Source organism: Xenorhabdus griffiniae (assembly GCF_037265215.1).
Classification (GTDB): domain Bacteria; phylum Pseudomonadota; class Gammaproteobacteria; order Enterobacterales; family Enterobacteriaceae; genus Xenorhabdus; species Xenorhabdus griffiniae.
In genome coordinates, this window is sequence record NZ_CP147737.1 from 3,440,733 (window position 1) to 3,458,420 (window position 17,688).

General features: G+C 47.8%; 28 protein-coding genes. 26 read left to right on the top strand and 2 right to left on the bottom strand.

Features of this window, described 5'->3' with window-relative positions:
- Positions 1-109: 109 nt before the first annotated feature.
- From WDV75_RS15290 to WDV75_RS15305, 4 genes are all read left to right on the top strand, one after another.
- On the top strand, positions 110-1,009 hold the full coding sequence (locus tag WDV75_RS15290; protein ID WP_338860070.1) for a hypothetical protein: 900 nt from the start codon (positions 110-112) through the stop codon (positions 1,007-1,009).
- On the top strand, positions 1,006-1,269 hold the full coding sequence (locus WDV75_RS15295) for a hypothetical protein (RefSeq protein WP_273572361.1): 264 nt from the start codon (positions 1,006-1,008) through the stop codon (positions 1,267-1,269). The genes WDV75_RS15290 and WDV75_RS15295 overlap by 4 nt, the downstream gene beginning before the upstream one ends.
- Positions 1,262-1,678 carry a hypothetical protein gene (locus tag WDV75_RS15300; RefSeq protein ID WP_338860073.1) on the top strand — a complete coding sequence of 139 codons (417 nt, stop codon included), beginning with the start codon at positions 1,262-1,264 and terminating at the stop codon, positions 1,676-1,678. The genes WDV75_RS15295 and WDV75_RS15300 overlap by 8 nt, the downstream gene beginning before the upstream one ends.
- Before the next feature lie 228 nt (positions 1,679-1,906).
- On the top strand, positions 1,907-2,086 hold the full coding sequence (locus WDV75_RS15305; RefSeq protein WP_273572363.1) for an Rrf2 family transcriptional regulator: 180 nt from the start codon (positions 1,907-1,909) through the stop codon (positions 2,084-2,086).
- Here WDV75_RS15305 and WDV75_RS15310 read toward each other — a convergent pair.
- The gene (locus WDV75_RS15310) at positions 2,063-2,332 is read right to left on the bottom strand and encodes a DUF1883 domain-containing protein (protein WP_337927192.1); all 270 of its coding nucleotides are present in this window, start codon (positions 2,330-2,332) and stop codon (positions 2,063-2,065) included. The two genes, WDV75_RS15305 and WDV75_RS15310, sit on opposite strands and share 24 nt — an antisense overlap.
- A gap of 161 nt (positions 2,333-2,493) precedes the next feature.
- Here WDV75_RS15310 and WDV75_RS15315 point away from each other — a divergent pair, with 161 nt between their 5' ends.
- Genes WDV75_RS15315 through WDV75_RS15325 form a run of 3 tightly spaced genes read left to right on the top strand, consistent with a single transcriptional unit; the run spans position 2,494 to position 3,670 of the window.
- Positions 2,494-2,814, top strand: coding sequence for a phage holin, lambda family (locus WDV75_RS15315; protein ID WP_422399054.1), 321 nt, complete (start codon positions 2,494-2,496; stop codon positions 2,812-2,814).
- A complete protein-coding gene (locus tag WDV75_RS15320) occupies positions 2,814-3,218 on the top strand; it encodes a structural protein (protein ID WP_273572336.1) in 405 nt (134 codons plus the stop codon). Before WDV75_RS15315 ends, WDV75_RS15320 begins: the two co-directional genes overlap by 1 nt.
- Positions 3,215-3,670, top strand: a complete 456-nt coding sequence (locus WDV75_RS15325) for a lysis protein (protein ID WP_273572337.1) — start codon at positions 3,215-3,217, stop codon at positions 3,668-3,670. Before WDV75_RS15320 ends, WDV75_RS15325 begins: the two co-directional genes overlap by 4 nt.
- 68 nt (positions 3,671-3,738) lie before the next feature.
- Here the strand turns inward: WDV75_RS15325 and WDV75_RS22175 are convergent, their stop codons facing one another.
- Positions 3,739-3,945 carry an ECs_2282 family putative zinc-binding protein gene (locus WDV75_RS22175; protein WP_420497575.1) on the bottom strand — a complete coding sequence of 69 codons (207 nt, stop codon included), beginning with the start codon at positions 3,943-3,945 and terminating at the stop codon, positions 3,739-3,741.
- Between the two features lie 344 nt (positions 3,946-4,289).
- On the opposite strand from WDV75_RS22175, the gene WDV75_RS15335 reads away from it, so the two are divergent.
- The 19 genes from WDV75_RS15335 (at position 4,290) to WDV75_RS15425 (ending at position 17,687) form a co-directional block, all read left to right on the top strand.
- Positions 4,290-4,877 (top strand): BRO-N domain-containing protein, encoded by a 588-nt coding sequence (locus WDV75_RS15335; RefSeq protein WP_273572339.1) that lies wholly within the window; start codon positions 4,290-4,292, stop codon positions 4,875-4,877.
- The gene (locus WDV75_RS15340; protein WP_338860076.1) at positions 4,874-5,074 is read left to right on the top strand and encodes a hypothetical protein; all 201 of its coding nucleotides are present in this window, start codon (positions 4,874-4,876) and stop codon (positions 5,072-5,074) included. Before WDV75_RS15335 ends, WDV75_RS15340 begins: the two co-directional genes overlap by 4 nt.
- A gap of 137 nt (positions 5,075-5,211) precedes the next feature.
- Positions 5,212-5,871: a hypothetical protein gene (locus WDV75_RS15345; RefSeq protein ID WP_273572404.1), complete on the top strand. Its 660-nt coding sequence runs from the start codon at positions 5,212-5,214 to the stop codon at positions 5,869-5,871.
- A gap of 212 nt (positions 5,872-6,083) precedes the next feature.
- Positions 6,084-6,515 carry a hypothetical protein gene (locus WDV75_RS15350; protein ID WP_338860079.1) on the top strand — a complete coding sequence of 144 codons (432 nt, stop codon included), beginning with the start codon at positions 6,084-6,086 and terminating at the stop codon, positions 6,513-6,515.
- A gap of 237 nt (positions 6,516-6,752) precedes the next feature.
- Complete coding sequence (locus WDV75_RS15355) at positions 6,753-6,935, top strand: hypothetical protein (RefSeq protein WP_273572376.1); 183 nt, start codon at positions 6,753-6,755, stop codon at positions 6,933-6,935.
- A gap of 123 nt (positions 6,936-7,058) precedes the next feature.
- The gene (locus tag WDV75_RS15360) at positions 7,059-7,649 is read left to right on the top strand and encodes an RNA polymerase subunit sigma-70 (RefSeq protein WP_338803588.1); all 591 of its coding nucleotides are present in this window, start codon (positions 7,059-7,061) and stop codon (positions 7,647-7,649) included.
- A complete protein-coding gene (locus WDV75_RS15365; RefSeq protein WP_337927184.1) occupies positions 7,615-9,594 on the top strand; it encodes a phage terminase large subunit family protein in 1,980 nt (659 codons plus the stop codon). Before WDV75_RS15360 ends, WDV75_RS15365 begins: the two co-directional genes overlap by 35 nt.
- A gap of 7 nt (positions 9,595-9,601) precedes the next feature.
- Entirely contained in the window at positions 9,602-9,856 is a 255-nt protein-coding gene (gene gpW, locus WDV75_RS15370; protein ID WP_273571858.1) for a gpW family head-tail joining protein, read from the top strand.
- Positions 9,856-11,499: a phage portal protein gene (locus tag WDV75_RS15375; protein WP_420497559.1), complete on the top strand. Its 1,644-nt coding sequence runs from the start codon at positions 9,856-9,858 to the stop codon at positions 11,497-11,499. The genes gpW and WDV75_RS15375 overlap by 1 nt, the downstream gene beginning before the upstream one ends.
- Positions 11,496-12,347: a S49 family peptidase gene (locus WDV75_RS15380; RefSeq protein ID WP_273571859.1), complete on the top strand. Its 852-nt coding sequence runs from the start codon at positions 11,496-11,498 to the stop codon at positions 12,345-12,347. The genes WDV75_RS15375 and WDV75_RS15380 overlap by 4 nt, the downstream gene beginning before the upstream one ends.
- A gap of 2 nt (positions 12,348-12,349) precedes the next feature.
- Entirely contained in the window at positions 12,350-12,922 is a 573-nt protein-coding gene (locus tag WDV75_RS15385; RefSeq protein ID WP_273571860.1) for a hypothetical protein, read from the top strand.
- Complete coding sequence (locus WDV75_RS15390; RefSeq protein WP_273571861.1) at positions 12,922-13,314, top strand: head decoration protein; 393 nt, start codon at positions 12,922-12,924, stop codon at positions 13,312-13,314. The genes WDV75_RS15385 and WDV75_RS15390 overlap by 1 nt, the downstream gene beginning before the upstream one ends.
- A 68-nt stretch (positions 13,315-13,382) precedes the next feature.
- Positions 13,383-14,429: a major capsid protein gene (locus WDV75_RS15395; RefSeq protein WP_273571862.1), complete on the top strand. Its 1,047-nt coding sequence runs from the start codon at positions 13,383-13,385 to the stop codon at positions 14,427-14,429.
- 1 nt (position 14,430) lies between these two features.
- On the top strand, positions 14,431-14,757 hold the full coding sequence (locus tag WDV75_RS15400) for a hypothetical protein (RefSeq protein ID WP_273571863.1): 327 nt from the start codon (positions 14,431-14,433) through the stop codon (positions 14,755-14,757).
- On the top strand, positions 14,757-15,092 hold the full coding sequence (locus WDV75_RS15405; RefSeq protein ID WP_273571864.1) for a head-tail joining protein: 336 nt from the start codon (positions 14,757-14,759) through the stop codon (positions 15,090-15,092). The genes WDV75_RS15400 and WDV75_RS15405 overlap by 1 nt, the downstream gene beginning before the upstream one ends.
- On the top strand, positions 15,089-15,628 hold the full coding sequence (locus WDV75_RS15410; RefSeq protein WP_273571865.1) for an ATP-binding protein: 540 nt from the start codon (positions 15,089-15,091) through the stop codon (positions 15,626-15,628). The genes WDV75_RS15405 and WDV75_RS15410 overlap by 4 nt, the downstream gene beginning before the upstream one ends.
- Positions 15,629-15,632: 4 nt before the next feature.
- Positions 15,633-15,821 carry a DUF2635 domain-containing protein gene (locus WDV75_RS15415; protein WP_273571866.1) on the top strand — a complete coding sequence of 63 codons (189 nt, stop codon included), beginning with the start codon at positions 15,633-15,635 and terminating at the stop codon, positions 15,819-15,821.
- Positions 15,821-17,311, top strand: coding sequence for a phage tail sheath subtilisin-like domain-containing protein (locus WDV75_RS15420; protein ID WP_273571867.1), 1,491 nt, complete (start codon positions 15,821-15,823; stop codon positions 17,309-17,311). Before WDV75_RS15415 ends, WDV75_RS15420 begins: the two co-directional genes overlap by 1 nt.
- Positions 17,312-17,318: 7 nt before the next feature.
- Entirely contained in the window at positions 17,319-17,687 is a 369-nt protein-coding gene (locus WDV75_RS15425) for a phage tail tube protein (RefSeq protein ID WP_273571868.1), read from the top strand.
- Position 17,688: the final 1 nt, after the last annotated feature.

Consider the following 17,688-nt stretch of genomic DNA (forward strand, 5'->3'; position numbering starts at 1 on the left):
TGAATCTTTCTGTGTGTGGAGTCAAATTTACAATTAAGAAAAATAGCTTAAGTGAGCTAATTACCGTAGAATTCCGACCATCTTATATAATGGGTGGAGTCTTATAGCAATGGGGAATAAATCTCAATCAGTTAGTATCATTTACAAAGGGAAAGCTCTTGATAATCACAAGATGGATATTTTGGCATTTGCTAATAGCCTTCAAGGATTAGGGGATGCTATTTATGACGCTAATAAAATTATTAATGGCGGAAATGATATCCAAGTAAATGTGGATGCAAAACTGATAGCAGGGTCATTTGGCTTTGATATTGAGGTTATTCAGAGTGCCGCAAGTGCTAAAGACATCATTCAAATTTTAGGGTTATCCTCGATTCCTCTAGCTATGGGTGGGGCAACTGTGCTGGAAGTTTTAAAAAAACTAAGCGGAAAAAAGGTTGACATTGTCGAATCAGAGACAAATAACAATCTAGTGAAATTAAGAGTTGATAATGAAGAGATCATTTGCACAAAGGATGTTGAAAAAATTGTTAACTCACCTGAAATTCGCAAATCTATTGATTCTTTCGTCAGAAAGCCACTTTTAATTGATGGTGTTGATAATTTTGTTGTAAAGGAGTTCCGTAGTTCTGAAAAGAACATTCTCGACATAGATCATAATGAAGCTGAAAAATACAAAGCACCAAAAGTATTATTTGAAACCAAAGAAGAAGTAGATGAGATTGATACAACAGTTACTTTTATCTCAGCACATATGGACAAGAAGAGTGGTTGGCGGGTAGAGTTAGATGGTGAAAAACGGAATGTCAGAATGGAAGATGACCAATTTATCACATTAGTAACCGGCGCTGATGCCCCCAAAATCTTTGGTGAGTTATTTGCTGTAAAAATGAAAAAAATTATAAAAAATACTAACGGTGTAGTGGACGAGAAACTATCCATTACAAAAGTTGGTAGACATTTCGCTGATCAGGCGAGAAAAATCATAACTAATGCGAATAAAACATGATGCCAGACATAAGTTTATTGAGTTCGCTGGGATTGCTGGCGGCCTTTCCCGCTATATTTATTACTACGAGGGTAGCTATTAGATGGCTGCTCAATAAACTATTGCCTGAAACAAAAGTTCACATCAAATATACTGATGTAAATAAAAACACTTATAAAACTACTATTTATATCAATAATGATGATGAGTTAATGAAGCTCATTGATGACATAGCAGAAAAGAATAAAAATGAGAGGGGGAGAGCAACCCCTCATGTCTGAACAGAAAAAAGCGAGCAGTAAATTATTAAGTGTTGCCGGAGGTGGAGGCATAGGGATGTTTCTTATGAAGTTGCCACTTTTCTCTAGTAATCCTGTATTAAGGGATGCTTATATGGCTGCTGTCCCCCTGATCTCTATTGCGCTAAGTGAGCTATTTTCTTTTGCATGGACAATATTTGCGATAGACCCCCATGAAGTCAGGCTCAGAAGAAAACTAAGACACATAAAAGTTCAACTGAAAAGTAACTTAGATGATGAAAGCAACTCAATGTCACCAGATATGCGCTTGAAAGCACAAAAACGCTATGACACTATCTGTGGTATAGAAATGGGAATTTACCCATTATCTATAATCAGTGATCTAGATGGGGTAGCATCAACAGGCACTCGTTCACAAGAAAGTAGTTGATTATTGCGTTAGATGGCTACTTTACAAATAGAAATATTTTCTTAAAAGATCGCTCAGGCGGTCTTTTCTAATTCTGCCACCGCAATCACTCCCAGAACCTCAGTCTCTCCTATTGCGGCTGGCAACCTTGACTTGTGAGCCTGACAATACAAGTGGTAATAGTTAAAACAGATTCTAAGTTTGTTTAAAATTGGGTTAAGTTTGCAACCATACATCCGAGGTGAATAAATGAAAGTATCCATCGAACTTAACGGCGAAATACTCTGGTATCGTGATGAAGAGAAAGGCGAGGGAATGGCTTCAACTGGATACGTAAAGGACGGCACACAGCAAAAAATCATTACCGCCCTTAAAGCTGCGTTATCTCAGGCTAAAGCTGAATCTTTATGCTGGGATAACCGAGATTGAATGTCGGATCTTTGCTGAACCTCCTCCTAAATCAATTGTGACATTCCAATACCCACTATAAGGAACGCCTAATCTTGCTGGGAGTTGTCGGAAAAAACCGCCCCCACCATGATGCTGAAATCCTCGGCGGTTCTTATAGTTATTAAAATTACTATCTGTCATTAACAAGATATTACATTGGTGTGAGCAATCAACCACAACGATATCGCCTTGATTGAGATGCATTCTTTTATGCAAGAACTGCATTATTTCCCCTTTTTAGAGGTAATCAGCCATCCCTCTAATTGCTGGTTAATCTTTGGCTGACCTAACAGCTTACCTTAACTATCAACCCATTACTTTTAACCTACTCACAGGGGTAACCATCGTTCACCCCACGGACGCCCATTGTTCTAATGGGGTGGAATATGAAGATGAAAGAAAATCCTGATTTATGGGCTGACTTACTCAACGGCCTAAAAAACTCGTGGCCGCAAATATCCGGTTCTGCTTTGGCAATAGCCATTTGTTACGGCCGACTAATTTACGACGGTGTGGAGCGGAAGAACCGCTGGGTAGAGGCGCTGCTTTGTGGGGCCTTATCATGGAGTGTATCCAGTGGTCTGGAGATGTTTGGCATTCCTATCAATTTTGCACCGGCTATCGGGGGCGCCGTTGGTTTTATTGGCGTTGAGAAAATCCGCGAGTTTGCTGTTCGTGCGATTAACAAACGGTTGGGAGATAAATAGTGAGCAGAGGCATTCGCAATCATAATCCGGGTAATATTGACTATAACCCGAAGAATGACTGGCAAGGTCAAGTTGGAATCGAGACAGGTGCAAAAAATCCTCGGTTCTGCCTGTTCAAATCGCCGGAGTATGGCATCAGGGCACTGATGAAGTTGTTAATCAACTACCACAAAGGCGGGCATAACAGTGTCTCTAAAATCATTAATCGTTATGCACCCAGCAATGAGAACAACACCACGGCTTACATTAACGGTGTTTCTGAGGCGGTGAACGTAGACCCAAATCAGGTTCTGGACATCAATAAACCGACGCTGATTGCACTGGCAAAAGCCATTATCCGGCATGAGAACGGCAATCAGCCGTATTCTGAGGCAACGTTTGAGAAAGCGTTTGAGATGCTATGACCGCCTACGAGAAGGTAGTACTCGTTATTATAGCCGGACTCATTGCTTGGTCTAGTTGGTTGATGGCATCGTTAAACGAAGTAAATGATTTAAATAAAAAACTAACGACTGACTTCAATGAACAAGTTGCTATCAACACTCGGCAGCAAGAACGGATCCAGCAACTCCACGAGCTGGACACCAAACACACTCAGGAACTCGCCCATGCCAAGACTGAAATCGATATTCTTCGGGCTGATGTTGCCGCTGGTCGTCGCAAGCTGCGTATCAAAGCCGCCTGCACCGTGTCTGAAACCGTTACCTCCAGCAGCGTGGGCGCTACAACCGCCGTCGAACTCACTGGAGAAACTGGACAAGCTGTTCTCGATATCCGAGAAGGCATCATCAACGACCGGGCAAAACTGAGCTATTTGCAGGAATATGTTAGGACTGAATGCGGAGTAACGAAATGAAAGATCCAATACTGGCATCAATAAAATTTGATACCAGCAAGTTAGATAAAAAAATAGATGAATTAAAATCAGCGTTTCCTAAAGGCATCCTTGAGCATATTGGCGACATAATCACCAGCTTGTTTAGTAATGTCATTTTTACTGATTGCTCTACCACAAGAAGCGCATTTGGTTCCTCTGAGGTCGTCTATTTTCTTGATATCGACGCTGGAGCGTACAACGAGATCCTTACGACAGTTAGGGCACTTAAAACTAAGCTTACTCATCAATAACATTCCTCATCTGACTGTGGAATGACCAAGATATCAATTTTCCTTGACTGTGGATAGCAGGAAACCACTACTGCCTGAGGTGGTTAAATATGCAGGCTTTTATTTCTCTACCCATTCCCTGAGTGGCTACAGGAATAACCCATGCTGCCACCCGTTCCTATCGCGTACCCAGCGCTCACGGGCTGGTGGCATTTTTGTATCTGAATTTCACCGTGCATTCACACGCATACCAATAAAAACGCAGAACCTTACAGAAAGTCGAGCCTGAGAAAACCGTTATTAATAGGGTATTTCTGCGGGCGGTTTTTCTGTGTGAGCAGGTTCGATTTTCTATAAGGAAATATCCGATGAGTACAGCATTAACTTTCAAAGAAAAAGAAGTTATCCCTTTTGATAATGGTGACGGGAAGATCTGGTTTACCGGCAAGCAGGTTGCACAATTGCTTGATTACTCTAAAACCAAGTCAATAACCAATTTGTATAACGCTAATTCTGATGAGTTTACTCCAGCCATGACCGAGGTCATTACAACAGTGACCTCGAAAGAATCAAACACTTACAGCAATTTGAGGACAAAAGTTCGTATATTTTCACTTCGTGGTCTTTATCTGTTGGGAATGCTGGCTGACACTCCTGTTGCAAAGGAACTACGTAAATGGGTGCTGGATTTAATAGAAAAGGAAAGCCAGCCACGAGATTTGTCCTTGATGGATATGGAGAGCCTCAAAGAACTGACCATCGGTGAAATGCAAAATCGTCTGGTTGCTGCCAATAAGTGGTCATATGAGAACTTTGGGCGTAAAGGCAGCGATCTGATGAATCTGCGCAAGCGTCACCTCAAGAAAATCCGCAAGGCTGAAAAGGCCATTCTTGAGTTATCACAGCTTACATTGCCCGGACTTGATGAGTTCCCCGATGGGGGAGATCCCGCATGAACCACGAACAATTTATCGAGAAGAACGTACAGGCCGAGTTAACCAAGCTCGGCTTTTCTTCATCTATAGCGGGGATGGCGAGTGACCGTGCAAAAGAACATTACCGCCGTTCAGCATCAGCGAGCAGGAAAGGTAAGCTGTTTGATGACTGTCTGAGTATCGCTAAGGCATGGGCGAGCAAGTACGAAAGACGATGATTTTATAAAATGCTGTAAACGTCATTCTAGGAGTGGCGTTGATAGAATTTTGTATAGGTTTTGGTCACTCGCGGTCTCGAAAATTGTCGGGGTTATATCAACCCGAGTAGTTATTTATTCTGATTTATGGGAAAAAGATGGCTACATTAAATGATCTAACCAACCGCCTGACCACAATCAGAAAACAAATCCCGTTCGCCGTGGCTCAGGCACTCACTCAGGTCGCGCGTGAGATAGAAAAAGCCCAGAAAGTGGCATTTGAACGCAAACTGGAAAGCCCAACACCATTTACGGTTAAGGCGGTAAGAAGTAAAGGGGCGCGTAAGGATGATCTGACTGCGAAAGTGTATGTATTGCCAACGGCTGCCGGTTATCTGGAACCGTTTGAACAAGGTGGCGTGCATAAGCTGAATGGCTCTGCCTTGCTCAACCCTAAGAACGTCAAACTCAACAAGTATGGCAACTTACCGCGTAACAAACTGAATCAGCTAAAAGGCAAAGAGGATACCTTTATTGGTGAAGTCTCTACACGGTACGGAGAAGACGTTAATGGCGTATGGCAGCGTAAGAAAGCTAAGAAAGTGAAAAAGAACAAGAGGCGGTTAAAACGCTCACCGAATGGCACCCGCCGACCGAGGCAGAAACAGCGACCGCCAAAACTGCTTATTCGGTTTGGCGATGCCCTGCCAGTTGAACCGGTACTCGGTTATCAGGAACGTGCGCAACAAATGGCTCAGGCACTAATGCCGCGAGCGATAAGCAGGGCATTGAGTGAGGCAATCCGAACAGCGAAATGAATTGAGACCGCGGTCCCAACTAGATGAGGTTGAACTATGGGAATGATAATCTCGGTAGTCATAACATTGATAGTCGTCATATTCATTTTAATTACGTCGAATGGTTCATATCCCGCCAATGTGTCCTGTCCACCACCACGACCAAAAAGACGAGTTGATGAGGCTGAGACCGCGGTCCCAACTATTACCCATAAAAACAGGGAATAAATATCATGATACACAGTTACATACGGCAACTAACCTTGTTGAAAACACAAATAGAGTCATTATTGCGATATATTGAGTCTATTCAAAGCAAAGAAGCCGAAGCAGAATCTGCAGCAGAAAATGATTTGAAATCATTACTGACCTATCACCTACAGGAATTAGATATTGCACCATCACTCGATAAGCAGCGGATGGAGGAGAAAGCAATACTGAGTAGAGCATGCGGCTCAAAGAAACACCCAGTGACGTGGATTATTCAGCTGGGTGCGGAAAATGTACTATTCAGTCGTGTGATAAACGGGCGCATAGATGAGAGCTACGTATCCGTTAATAGACAAAAAGCTAACGTTTATGCAGCAGCTATTCTGAATGATCTTGAACCACCAAAACATCTTCAGAAGTCCGATAGACCGACTGTGAAAATTCAATCTGAATAATATCTTCACTGGTTCGTTTCACGCGAGAAAAGTCCAACCCACTGAATGATACTCGTGTGTCGCGAGGTAAATCCTTGAGTTGGTCTAACAGCTCTCCAAGCTCAATCGTATGACTGTAAATAATCTCTTTACTTGGCATTCATTTACTCCTGTTTGTGTAATGGGAAAGAGAATATACAGCTATGAGCGGGATAAAAAATCGACATGAGTGGCAACCAGAGTATTCAAAGAGGTAACATGAAAAAGACGCAAATGCAACTAGCACAAGAAGCTATCGCTCGCCTGAACGCAATGAGTAGAGAGGAACTGCTATCTGTATTGATAGAAGCTGGAGTTGCAGAGCCTGATTCAGATAGTGGTATCAGCGGTTCTTCTTCTCATTGTCAATACTCCACGCTACAAGGAGAGGAAAGTGAGTGATGATACAGATAAATATTTTGGGTCCTTCTGAAAACCTTTATAAATCATGGGCATTGCGCGCCGCGTTTTTTCACTAGCTATCAACTTTTGAAATTTGGGTAACAGGTAACACAGAGGTAACAGATGAACCAGTCCGAATTTGCCAAATTGCATGGGGTCAGCCGTAAGACCGTCACCACGTGGAAAGCTCGTGGCTGGCTGGTTATGACGGATGACGACATCGATGTTGAAGCGTCAAACGCCAACATTGAACGTTACCGGAAAACTGTTACCCGCAACGAAAAAAAGCCCAAAGGTAACACGCAGGGTAACAACAAGGGTAACGGGTCAGGTAACAAACAAGGTAACACGCCTGAAGTGGACACACCGGCAAAAATTGTGGAGCGTATCCTCACGGAACGGGGCGCAGACATGACACTGGATGAAGCCCGCACCATGAAGGAAAACTATCTGGCGTTGCTGACCCAGCATGATTATGACCTGAAATCCGGTCAGGTGTTACCGTGGCAAGATATGATCGAGGCTGTCGGACAAGAATACTCACGTATGCGTACCCGCTTGATTGCTATCGCGCCCGAACATGGTCCCCGATTGCGGGCATTGGCGACTACCTCAACGGATACGGAGTTTGTGGCAGCCTTGCAGGAAATCATTCATGAGGCGATGGAGGAATTAAGCCTTGATAACAGTACACACAGGGCAGAGGGGGGATAATGCATGGCAACACTTCACCCGTGCACTGGTTCAGAAACGTGCTGATATCAGACCTCCAGAGCCGTTATCTTTAAGTGAGTGGGCTAATAAATACGCGGTATTGTCTAAAGAAAACAGCGCCCAGACGGGTAAATTCCGGTCGTTTAAATATCAGGATGGCATGATGGATGCCATCACCGATCCCTCAGTCACCCAAGTCTCTGTCATGAAATCAGCCCGTGTCGGGTACACCAAGATACTGGATCACGTGGTAGGTTATTATCTGTCACATGACCCATCACCCATATTGGTGGTACAGCCCCGCGTAGAGGATGCGGAAGATTACAGCAAGACTGAAATTGCCCCGATGCTACGGGACACGCCGGTATTGAAAGATATCGCCGGCGAAGCGAAAGCTAAAGATTCTAACCAGACCATCCTGAAAAAGACCTTTTCCAACGGGGCTAACCTGACATTGGTCGGGGCGAATTCACCGGGCGGATTTCGGCGTATCACCTGCCGCATCATTCTGTTTGATGAAGTAGACGGCTATCCCTCCGGTGGCGCCGGAGCGGAAGGTGACCAGATTGCGCTGGGTATCAAACGAAGTGAAACATTCTGGAACCGGAAGATTGTGCTGGGTTCAACGCCGACAGTAAAAGAAACCAGTCGGATAGAAAAAGCGTTCTGTGACAGCGATCAACGTTATTACTATGTGCCGTGCCCGCATTGTGGTGAATATCAAGTGCTGGAATGGGGCGGCCCTGATACCCCGTATGGCATAAAATGGGAAAAAGATGAAAGCGGCAACGGGTTACCAGAGACTGCCTATTACGTCTGTCGCCATCACGGTTGTGTCATTCAGGACAGCGACAAGCCCGGCATGATTAAACAGGGTGAATGGCGCGCGAGTAAACCGTTTAAAGGCCATGCGGGCTTTCATATCTGGGCGGGTTACAGCCTGTTCCCCAATGCGGCATGGAAACATCTGGTCGCAGAGTGGTTACGGGTCAAAAATGATCCCCTGATGCGACAAACATTCATCAACCTTGTGCTGGGTGAACCCTACGAAGACCGGGGCGAAAAAGCCCTGAGTGAACGTAAGATGCTGGAGCGTTGCGAGGTCTGGGCGGCAGAGGTTCCTGACGGTGTGGCTGTGTTAACCGCAGGTATTGATACTCAAGATGGCCGATTTGAAATTGAGGTTGTAGGTTGGGGACGAAATGAGGAAAGTTGGTCAATTTCGTTTGATGTCATTGAGGGGGATCTGGAAACTGACGAACCGTGGCGGAGGCTGGATGCCTATTTAAAACAGGTCTGGCGACGTGCCGATGGTTATGGTTTTACCATTATGGCGGCCTGCATGGACTCCGGTGGTCACCATACCCAGCGGGTCTATGATTTTGCCCGCGAACGGTTGGGTAGGCGGATTTGGGCGATTAAAGGGGAATCGGCACGAGGCGGCGCACGCTCACCCATCTGGCCGACCAAACGCCCAACCCCTCGCAGTAAATCCAGTTTCAAACCGATTATCATTGGCGTCAATGCGGCTAAAGATGCTATCCGTGCCCGGCTGCATATTGAGCCACCCGAAGCGGGTGAGCCGGCTCCGGCCTATATGCATTTCCCTGTTGACCGGGACTTAAATTATTTCAGTCAGTTACTGGCGGAGCGATCGGTAATTAAAATTTCTGGTGGTCAGCGTTACCGTATTTGGGAACAAATCCCCGGACGCGCGAATGAGGCGCTCGATTGTCGGGTCTACAGCTATGCTGCGTTATGTGGCCTGCTGTATCTGGGATTAAAACTCAATGTCCTGGCAACCACAATTGAGGCCAATCCCGGCAGGCTGAAACCACCTCCAGCTGAACCGGAAACCAAAATCAACCTGCAATATCCCGGCGTGGTTATTCAGGAGCCGGATACACCCCAGAAACGTAAACCCATTTCACAGATGTTGCCATAGGAAAATTATGTTTAAACGCAATACTGGTTTACTGGCAGGCATGAGCCGTGCCCAGCTTTTGGCTGCGCTGGAAACCGCGCAGGCCGCATACATTGATTTAGCGACAGGTAATAAAGGTGTTTCGTTTTCCTATTCTCAGGGCGACGGGACGCGTTCAGTGTCCTATCAACCCACAGATTTAGGTCATCTGCTGGCGCTGATCCAGATGATACAGATGCAGTTAGGTATCAGCACACGACATCCTGCGAGGTTTAGATTCTGATGACCATTCAAATATTGGGACCGGACGGCAAACCGTTAGCACCGTCCCGTCCCCGTTATTCCATGCTGACGGGCGGTAGCCGCGTTCCCTACGATGCCGCCGATTCGTTCAGTGATCAACTGGCAAATTGGCAGCCTGCACTGTGGTCGCCGGATAACGAAATCAATATCTATCGTGACCGCATTGTGTCGCGCGTTCGGGATTTGGCGCGTAATGACGGCTGGGCGGCAGGTTCCATTACCCGTGTACTGGATAATGCTATCGGCGCGAATTTTCGCCCTATTCTGAAACCCGATTACCGAATGCTGGCATTGTTAACCGGTAATAAATCATTTGATGTCACATGGGCAGCAGAATACCGCAAAGTCGTTGAGGCGCACTGGCGTTCGTGGGCTGATGACCCCGGACGCTACTGTGATGTGGAGCGTAAACAAACCGTCTCCCAGATGATGAGATTGGCATTTCGTCACAAACTGCTCGACGGTGACGCACTGGCGGTTCTGCAATACCGGACTGATCGGTTAGGTCAGGGGCGAGGGCGTTATGCAACCACTATTCAGATTGTCGATCCCGATCGTCTCAGTAATCCGCAGGAAATGATGGATATGGAGTACGTGCGCGGCGGCGTGGAAATCGACAGTGACGGCGCACCCATTGCCTATCATATCCGCGAGGCACATATGGGGGATTGGTGGAGTGGTAAAAAAACCATGACGTGGGAGCGTATTCCGCGTGAAACCTCGTGGGGGCGACCGCACGTGGTCCATGATTACGACCATGAACGTGGGGCACAACACCGCGGAAATGGGATGTTAACCCCGGTTGTTCAGCGTCTGAAAATGCTCATCAAATACGACCAGAGCGAACTGGAATCGGCAATACTCAATTCCATCTTTGCCGCCTATATCGAATCGCCCTATGACCCCGCAGCAGTCGAGGCGGCATTGGGTGATACGGGGATGAGTGACGACCCTAATCTGGGGGCATATCAGAGCGGTCGGGTAGAGTTTCATAACGAACGTCGGTTATCCCTGCAAAACGGGGCACGAATGCCAATTCTGTATCCGGGAGAAAAAATCACGACCGTCAATGCCGCCAGACCGCACAGCAATTTTGAGATATTTGAGAGTGCGGTACTGCGCAACATTGCCTCGGCAACCGGATTATCAACCCAACAGGTTACACAGGATTGGTCGGATGTGAACTACAGTTCTGCCCGTGCAGCGATGCTGGAGGCATGGAAAACCCTGACCCGTCGTCGTGACGATTTTTCTATCGGTTTTTCCCAGCCGATATTGAGTGCATTCGTCGAGGAACTGCACGACACCGTGGAATTACCATTACCCAATGGTGCACCGGATTTTCTGGACGCACGGGCGGCGTATTGTCGGTCACGTTGGATTGGTCCCGGTCGGGGCTGGGTTGACCCGGTAGCGGAAAAAGAGGGCGCTATTATGGGGCTGGAAGCCGGTTTATCGACACTTGAAATTGAGATTGCGGAAAACGCCGGTGGTGACTGGGAGGAGTTTATGGATCAACGGGCGCATGAAATACAAGTGTGTCAGGAACGCGGATTGCCGCTACCCAGCTGGGCGCAATCCCGCCTGACAACCGACAGCAAAACAGAGGAATTCAACCCATGAATTTACCCCATTTAGCCCAGCGGTTATTTAATGTGCCGCTGGCAATTCATCCGCGCAAAGCTGAGGTGGTTATGGCCGCGCTGACAGACCGCTTTGGTATCACCCAGATTCAGGCTGGAATGGACTGGGATGATGAGGGCGATTCATTTTCCCGTCGTAGGCGTGATACGGGTTATGACGTTTTAGAGGGAATTGCCGTTATTCCAGTACAAGGAACGTTGGTGCAAAAACTCGGTACGCTGCGGCCATATAGTGGTATGACGGGCTATGACGGGATTCGTCAATCATTTTTGACAGCGCTCAATGACCCTGATGTGAATGGAATTTGTCTGGATATCGATTCGCCCGGCGGCGAGGTTGCTGGTTGTTTTGATTTGGTCGACCTGATTTATCAGTCACGGGGTGAAAAACCGATTCATGCCATTTTGACGGAAAATGCCTACTCCGCTGCCTATGCCATCGCCAGTGCCGCGGATAAAATTACCGTGCCGCGCACCGGTGGTATGGGTTCAGTGGGAGTGATTGTGATCCATTGTGACTGGTCACAGAAAATTAAACAGGACGGATTAACCGTCACGATAATTACCTATGGTGATCGTAAAGCCGAGAGCAACCCGTATGTAAAATTAAGTACGGAGGCGCAGCAGGCTATTCAATCGGATGTTGACACAATGGGAAAATTGTTTGTCAGCACCGTCGCTCGTAACCGCGGGATGACAGAAAAAACAATACGTGACACACAGGCCGCCTGCTATCTGGCGGCTGAGGGTGTTCAGCTGGGGTTGGCTGATGTTGTGGCTACACCTGATATCGCATTTCAAACACTAATGAAAGAATCTGGAGTTTAACGATGTTTAAATTTGCACATTTGTTAGGAACCAAAGCTCGTGCCACTGATGAGCGCGAGGAAGACGAAAAAGCACGCAAGGCAAAATCTCGCGCGGAAGAGGAAGAAGACGAGAAAGACGCCGAAGAAGATGATCCGGATGCAGAAGACGAAGATGATGAAAAGGAAGGCAAAAAGGCGAAAAAAGCGAAAAAGGCTGAGTCAGAAGACGATGACCCAGACGCGGAAGACGATGATGATGCCGATGCTGGCGAAAACGAGAACGTCAAAAAAGGCCGTCGCGCTGAGCGCAAACGCTGCGCCAGTATCTTTGGCAGCAAATATGCAGCAGGTCGCCCTGATATAGCAGCACATTTGGCGTTCAATACCAAAATGTCAGCGAGTGAGGCTATCAGCACATTAAAAGCGGTGGGGGCAGTTCAGCCTGCACCTGCCAGAGTGTCACTGGACAGCAGAATGCGCACCGAACAACAGGTGCGATTGGGTCCCGATGCTCAGCAGCCCGCGAAAGGCTCTGCGGCTGCACTGGCGCAGCAGATGACGGGTTTATACAACACCAATAGAGGAACAAAATAATGGATCAATTTTCCAATAACCCATTTCAACCGGGTGTCCGTCAGTCGGTTTATGTGCCTGACCAGCTCATTGCAGGGCAACTGCAATTAGTTACTGATACCGCGACCATTGCGAAATCCGGCATTCTGAAGCGCGGTACGGTGCTGGGTCAAATCACCGCGACACGTGAGTATGTGTTCAGTAAAAAATCCGCAACAGATGGTAGTCAAATCCCATGTGCCATTCTGGTAGATGATGTAGACACGACAGACGGTAGCGCTAGCGGTGGTGTTTATTTGATGGGTGAATTCAATCAGAACCGCATTATTTATGATGAGAGCTGGAAATTGCCCGAATTAACCACCGAACTCCGCAAACTCTCTATTTTCCTGCGCGACAGCGTAACCGCCTAATTTAATTCCAACAGACGTCCTGATGCGGTCACCGTAGGCACTGTGACGTCTATTTAACGAGAGAATGTATGAATATTTACGATACCAACGTTTTAATTCAGGTTGTCCCTAACCTGATAACCAGTCAGAACTGGTTGCTGGATAAATTTTTCCCGAACGTAGTAGAGTCCGACACCGAAGAAGTGGCGATTGATGTGGATGTCGGCCTGCGCCGTATGGCCCCGTTTGTTTCCCCGCTGGTGCAGGGTAAATTGGTTGAATCCCGTAAATTCCAGACCAACACGTTCAGGCCTGCCTATATCAAAGACAAGAGGGCGCCAGATTTGCGTAAACCGATTCGTCGACAAATTGGTGAGCGTATTGGCGGTCAATATACCGCCGCTGAGCGTGAGATGTTAAATATCCAATTTGAGTTAGCCGACCAGATCGACATGATTAACCGCCGTCTGGAGTGGATGGCAGCCAGCGCACTGACAACCGGCACTATCACCGTTTCAGGCGAAGGGTATGAAACGAAGATTGTCAATTTCGGTCGCTCCGCCGAATTGACTGTCACTCTGAGCGGGAGTGATAAATGGCCAACACGGGTAGATGCAGGCAAAACCAACAGCCAGCCAACGCAGGATATTGAGGAGTGGTCGCAGCGCATTCTGGAAAATTCTGGTGCCGTTCCTACTGATTTGGTATTTACCACTAAATCGTGGAATGCATTTCGTCTGGACACCACAGTCGAAGATAACGCCATCACGTTCCCAGCTCTCAACCCCTACGGTAACCAGATTAACCCGGGTACGCAGGTGCAGAAAGGCGCCGTCTATAAGGGGCGTTGGGGGCAGCTTGATTTGTGGGTGTATAACGACTGGTTTATTGACCCTGTGGATGGCAAAAAGAAGCCCATGCTACCGGATGGCACGGTCATTATGTCTAGCGCGGATTTGATGGGGACGCGGGTATTTGGTGCGATACTCGATCCTGCATTTAATTACGGCCCAATGGCGTATGCGCCTAAATCGTGGTTACAGGAAGATCCTGCGCAGCGTTTTCTGATGGTGCAGTCTGCGCCGCTGGTTATTCCTAGCCGTGTTAATGCGGCATTATGCGCAACGGTGGTGTGAGATGGCGAAAAAAACTCAGTCGGGCGCTCAGACAGACGATTTGGGCGGATTACCGCCTGAATTGCAGACAGACCCGATTCAACATTCCGCCCAGCCAGCGGTTCAACCTGAGACAGAATCTATCAAATTAGATGATGACGACGAGCCAGCCTCTGAATTTGTCGTTGTTAACGGTCGAACTGTCCGGCATAACGGGATCGATTACCCTGAGAACACGTTGATTGAAGTCTACGGTGAGGATGCTAACCGATTGATTCAGTTGGGCGTTATCGTGAAATTGGATGACCTGAAATCACAGTTATTATCCAACAATCAACAGGGGGCGTAATGCCAATCGACTGGGATAAACATTTGCTCGCACCGCTGCATAAACAATTTGCCGAGCGTGTGAACTGGCGACCTCAATCTGGCGAACCTTACGACATTATGGGCGTGTTTGATCGCGCCTATACTCAGCAGGTGGAATCGCTGGACGGGGACAGCAGTATCAATACCACCAAACCCCTGTTAGGTGTTCGTGATGCGATATTCAAATCCCCGCCTCAACAGCATGACCGTGTGTTTGTGTACAGCATCAATGCTGAATTTACCGTGAGTGACGTGCAACCTGATAGTCACGGTGGAACACATTTGCAACTCAACAGGGTTAAACGTAAACAATGAACGCATCAACTATACGTAATTTGGTCGTTTTGGCACTCATCGGTAAAACGGATGCGAAATCCCGTGTTTATTCCCCGCGCGACTGGTCAACGCGGGGGCGTGACTATCCGTGTATATTGGTGCAAACGCCGTTTGATCATAAAAAATCGCTGGGCCGTAATATTCCGCAGTTTAATACCGTAACCACCGTCAGGGTCACAGGCAGAATAGAGGAATTTGACGACGATACTGATAGCGGTGCGGAACAGGCAGAACTGGCACTGGAGGCATTGCGGGAGCAAATCGAGCGGGCGGTAATCAACAGCTATGACCTGACAAAAGAAGTCCAACAGTTTGCTGAAATTCGGTCACAAATTGATATCGATGCCAGTGGCGAGGGACATTTTGCGCAGCTCCTGATGGACATTGATATCGAATACTATCAGGGACCGGAGGATTTTTACCCCATTGAGGCAAATCCGCTGGCGAGCATAGACATCACTGTCGCTATGCCTGAGCACACACCAGAACCCCATATTCATATTAATCTGGAGTAATTCCATGCTTGTAAAACCCGTTGCTGGGCGGCGTGTTCGCTGCCCGGTCAGGGGCGAGTTTTTGCCCGAATCCGGTGCAGATGTGCCGGATAATTTGTTTTGGCATCGCCGATTAAGAGATGGCGACGTCGAAATTTATCAGATGGTTGCTGAAACCAAAGTTGCCAAAAAAGGCACTCAGGAGACTGAATAATGGCAATTCCTTTTTCCCGAATTCCCAATAACCTCAGAACGCCACTGTTTTTTGTGGAATTCGATAACTCGATGGCGAATAGTGCCACAGCAACCCAGCGCTCGCTCATTATCGGGCAAATGCTGGATAATGCGGCGGCAACGCCAGATATTCCGGTACGTATTTCCTCCGCAGAACAGGCTGCCTCACAGTGTGGTCACGGCTCATTACTGCATGGTATGACCGCCGCGTATCTGGCAAACGATCAGGCCGCGGAGTTGTGGGTGCTGCCCCTGAAAGACGGCGATAATTTGCTGTCTGCCAGAGGGTCGATTGAGATCACCTCCCAGTCAACCCATGCGGGCGTGATTTCACTGTATATAGCCGGACAGCGTGTGCAGGTCACGGTCATGGCAACGGATAAAATGCCGCAGATCGCCGAGTCTCTGGCTACCGCAATTAACCGTAAAATTGCTCTGCCAGTGACCGCAACCGCGGCCAATAACACGGTCACATTGACCGCGAAAAACAAAGGCGTACACGGTAACGGCATGGATATCAGCCTTAATTATCGGGGGCAGGCAGGCGGTGAGGAAACTCCAGTAGGTATGGCGTTACGTATCACCCCAATGGCAGGCGGTGCGGGCGCCCCAGAGTTGAAAAATGGACTGGCTAACCTCAGCGATCGGGCGTTTGATTTTATCGTCAACCCGTATACTGATACGACGTCACTCGATGAACTCAAATCATTTTTATCCGATACCGGTGGGCGTTGGTCATGGGAAAATCAACTCTACGGCCATTCATTCAGTGCAGTGAGTGGCACCTACGGGGAACTGGCAGATACTGGTGAACGCCGGAATAACCAGCACGAATCGCTGCTGGGGGTCACCAAATCCCCATCCCCCAATTACATTTGGGCGGCGGCAATCGCTGGCGCAACAGCACCGAGTTTGCGTAATGACCCCGGCAGGCCGCTGCAAACATTGCCTGTCATGGGTGTATTGCCTCCCGCAGCAGAAAATCAGCTCGACCTGATTGATCGCAATAACCTGCTGCACAGTGGGATTTCGACGTTTACGGTGGCTGATGATGGCACGGTACAGATAGAAAACGTAATCAGCACCTACCAGAAAAACCCCTACGGCGACAATGACGACAGCTATTTGCAGATAGAAACGTTGTTTTTGCTGATGTTCGTCTCGCGCTATATCCGCACGCAAATTACGTCAAAATTTGGGCGAATGAAACTGGCAAAAGACGGCACCCGTTTTGCACCCGGTTCTGCCATCGTCACGCCTAATATTGTCCGAGCGGAACTCATCGCTCAGTACCGGACACTGGAATATAACGGCTATGTGCAGGACGCTAAATCATTTGCAGACGGACTGCGAGTCGAGGTGAACGCACACAACCCGAACCGTCTGGATGTCCTCTGGACAGGCACCTTGATCAACCAGTTGAGAGTGTTCGCACTGCTCAATCAATTCCGTCTGCAACCGACGTCATGAGGTAACTATGGGAAATACAAGTAGAAGGTTGGCGGGTACAGCCTACGTCACGGTAGATGGTATGTCCATTATGGTTGTGGGGGATTTTACCTACAGCCCCTCAACCGTCACCCGCGAGACATTAACCGGCATGGATTCTGTGCATGGGTATAAAGAAAAACCCAACGTGCCGTATATTTCCTGCCGGGTACGTGACAGTGGTGGGACCACGGTCGCAGATTTTAACAACCAGACCAATGCCACCATTGTGGCAGAGCTGGGGAATGGCAAAACCATCATCGGTGAAGGCATGTGGACGGTGAACACGCAGGAAGTGCGCAGCGAAGATGCGGAGTTCGAGGTTCGTTGGGAAGGTGTCTCGGTGACTGAAAACTAGG

What these genes read in the sequence shown, in the direction of transcription:
- WDV75_RS15290 (WP_338860070.1), top strand. Translation starts at nt 110, where the DNA reads ATGGGGAATAAATCTCAATCAGTTAGTATCATTTACAAAGGGAAAGCT.
- WDV75_RS15295 (WP_273572361.1), top strand. Translation starts at nt 1,006, where the DNA reads ATGATGCCAGACATAAGTTTATTGAGTTCGCTGGGATTGCTGGCGGCC.
- WDV75_RS15300 (WP_338860073.1), top strand. Translation starts at nt 1,262, where the DNA reads ATGTCTGAACAGAAAAAAGCGAGCAGTAAATTATTAAGTGTTGCCGGA.
- WDV75_RS15305 (WP_273572363.1), top strand. Translation starts at nt 1,907, where the DNA reads ATGAAAGTATCCATCGAACTTAACGGCGAAATACTCTGGTATCGTGAT.
- WDV75_RS15310 (WP_337927192.1), bottom strand. Translation starts at nt 2,332, where the DNA reads ATGCAGTTCTTGCATAAAAGAATGCATCTCAATCAAGGCGATATCGTT.
- WDV75_RS15315 (WP_422399054.1), top strand. Translation starts at nt 2,494, where the DNA reads ATGAAGATGAAAGAAAATCCTGATTTATGGGCTGACTTACTCAACGGC.
- WDV75_RS15325 (WP_273572337.1), top strand. Translation starts at nt 3,215, where the DNA reads ATGACCGCCTACGAGAAGGTAGTACTCGTTATTATAGCCGGACTCATT.
- WDV75_RS22175 (WP_420497575.1), bottom strand. Translation starts at nt 3,945, where the DNA reads ATGTTATTGATGAGTAAGCTTAGTTTTAAGTGCCCTAACTGTCGTAAG.
- WDV75_RS15335 (WP_273572339.1), top strand. Translation starts at nt 4,290, where the DNA reads ATGAGTACAGCATTAACTTTCAAAGAAAAAGAAGTTATCCCTTTTGAT.
- WDV75_RS15340 (WP_338860076.1), top strand. Translation starts at nt 4,874, where the DNA reads ATGAACCACGAACAATTTATCGAGAAGAACGTACAGGCCGAGTTAACC.
- WDV75_RS15345 (WP_273572404.1), top strand. Translation starts at nt 5,212, where the DNA reads ATGGCTACATTAAATGATCTAACCAACCGCCTGACCACAATCAGAAAA.
- WDV75_RS15350 (WP_338860079.1), top strand. Translation starts at nt 6,084, where the DNA reads ATGATACACAGTTACATACGGCAACTAACCTTGTTGAAAACACAAATA.
- WDV75_RS15355 (WP_273572376.1), top strand. Translation starts at nt 6,753, where the DNA reads ATGAAAAAGACGCAAATGCAACTAGCACAAGAAGCTATCGCTCGCCTG.
- WDV75_RS15360 (WP_338803588.1), top strand. Translation starts at nt 7,059, where the DNA reads ATGAACCAGTCCGAATTTGCCAAATTGCATGGGGTCAGCCGTAAGACC.
- gpW (WP_273571858.1), top strand. Translation starts at nt 9,602, where the DNA reads ATGTTTAAACGCAATACTGGTTTACTGGCAGGCATGAGCCGTGCCCAG.
- WDV75_RS15375 (WP_420497559.1), top strand. Translation starts at nt 9,856, where the DNA reads ATGACCATTCAAATATTGGGACCGGACGGCAAACCGTTAGCACCGTCC.
- WDV75_RS15380 (WP_273571859.1), top strand. Translation starts at nt 11,496, where the DNA reads ATGAATTTACCCCATTTAGCCCAGCGGTTATTTAATGTGCCGCTGGCA.
- WDV75_RS15385 (WP_273571860.1), top strand. Translation starts at nt 12,350, where the DNA reads ATGTTTAAATTTGCACATTTGTTAGGAACCAAAGCTCGTGCCACTGAT.
- WDV75_RS15390 (WP_273571861.1), top strand. Translation starts at nt 12,922, where the DNA reads ATGGATCAATTTTCCAATAACCCATTTCAACCGGGTGTCCGTCAGTCG.
- WDV75_RS15395 (WP_273571862.1), top strand. Translation starts at nt 13,383, where the DNA reads ATGAATATTTACGATACCAACGTTTTAATTCAGGTTGTCCCTAACCTG.
- WDV75_RS15400 (WP_273571863.1), top strand. Translation starts at nt 14,431, where the DNA reads ATGGCGAAAAAAACTCAGTCGGGCGCTCAGACAGACGATTTGGGCGGA.
- WDV75_RS15405 (WP_273571864.1), top strand. Translation starts at nt 14,757, where the DNA reads ATGCCAATCGACTGGGATAAACATTTGCTCGCACCGCTGCATAAACAA.
- WDV75_RS15410 (WP_273571865.1), top strand. Translation starts at nt 15,089, where the DNA reads ATGAACGCATCAACTATACGTAATTTGGTCGTTTTGGCACTCATCGGT.
- WDV75_RS15415 (WP_273571866.1), top strand. Translation starts at nt 15,633, where the DNA reads ATGCTTGTAAAACCCGTTGCTGGGCGGCGTGTTCGCTGCCCGGTCAGG.
- WDV75_RS15420 (WP_273571867.1), top strand. Translation starts at nt 15,821, where the DNA reads ATGGCAATTCCTTTTTCCCGAATTCCCAATAACCTCAGAACGCCACTG.
- WDV75_RS15425 (WP_273571868.1), top strand. Translation starts at nt 17,319, where the DNA reads ATGGGAAATACAAGTAGAAGGTTGGCGGGTACAGCCTACGTCACGGTA.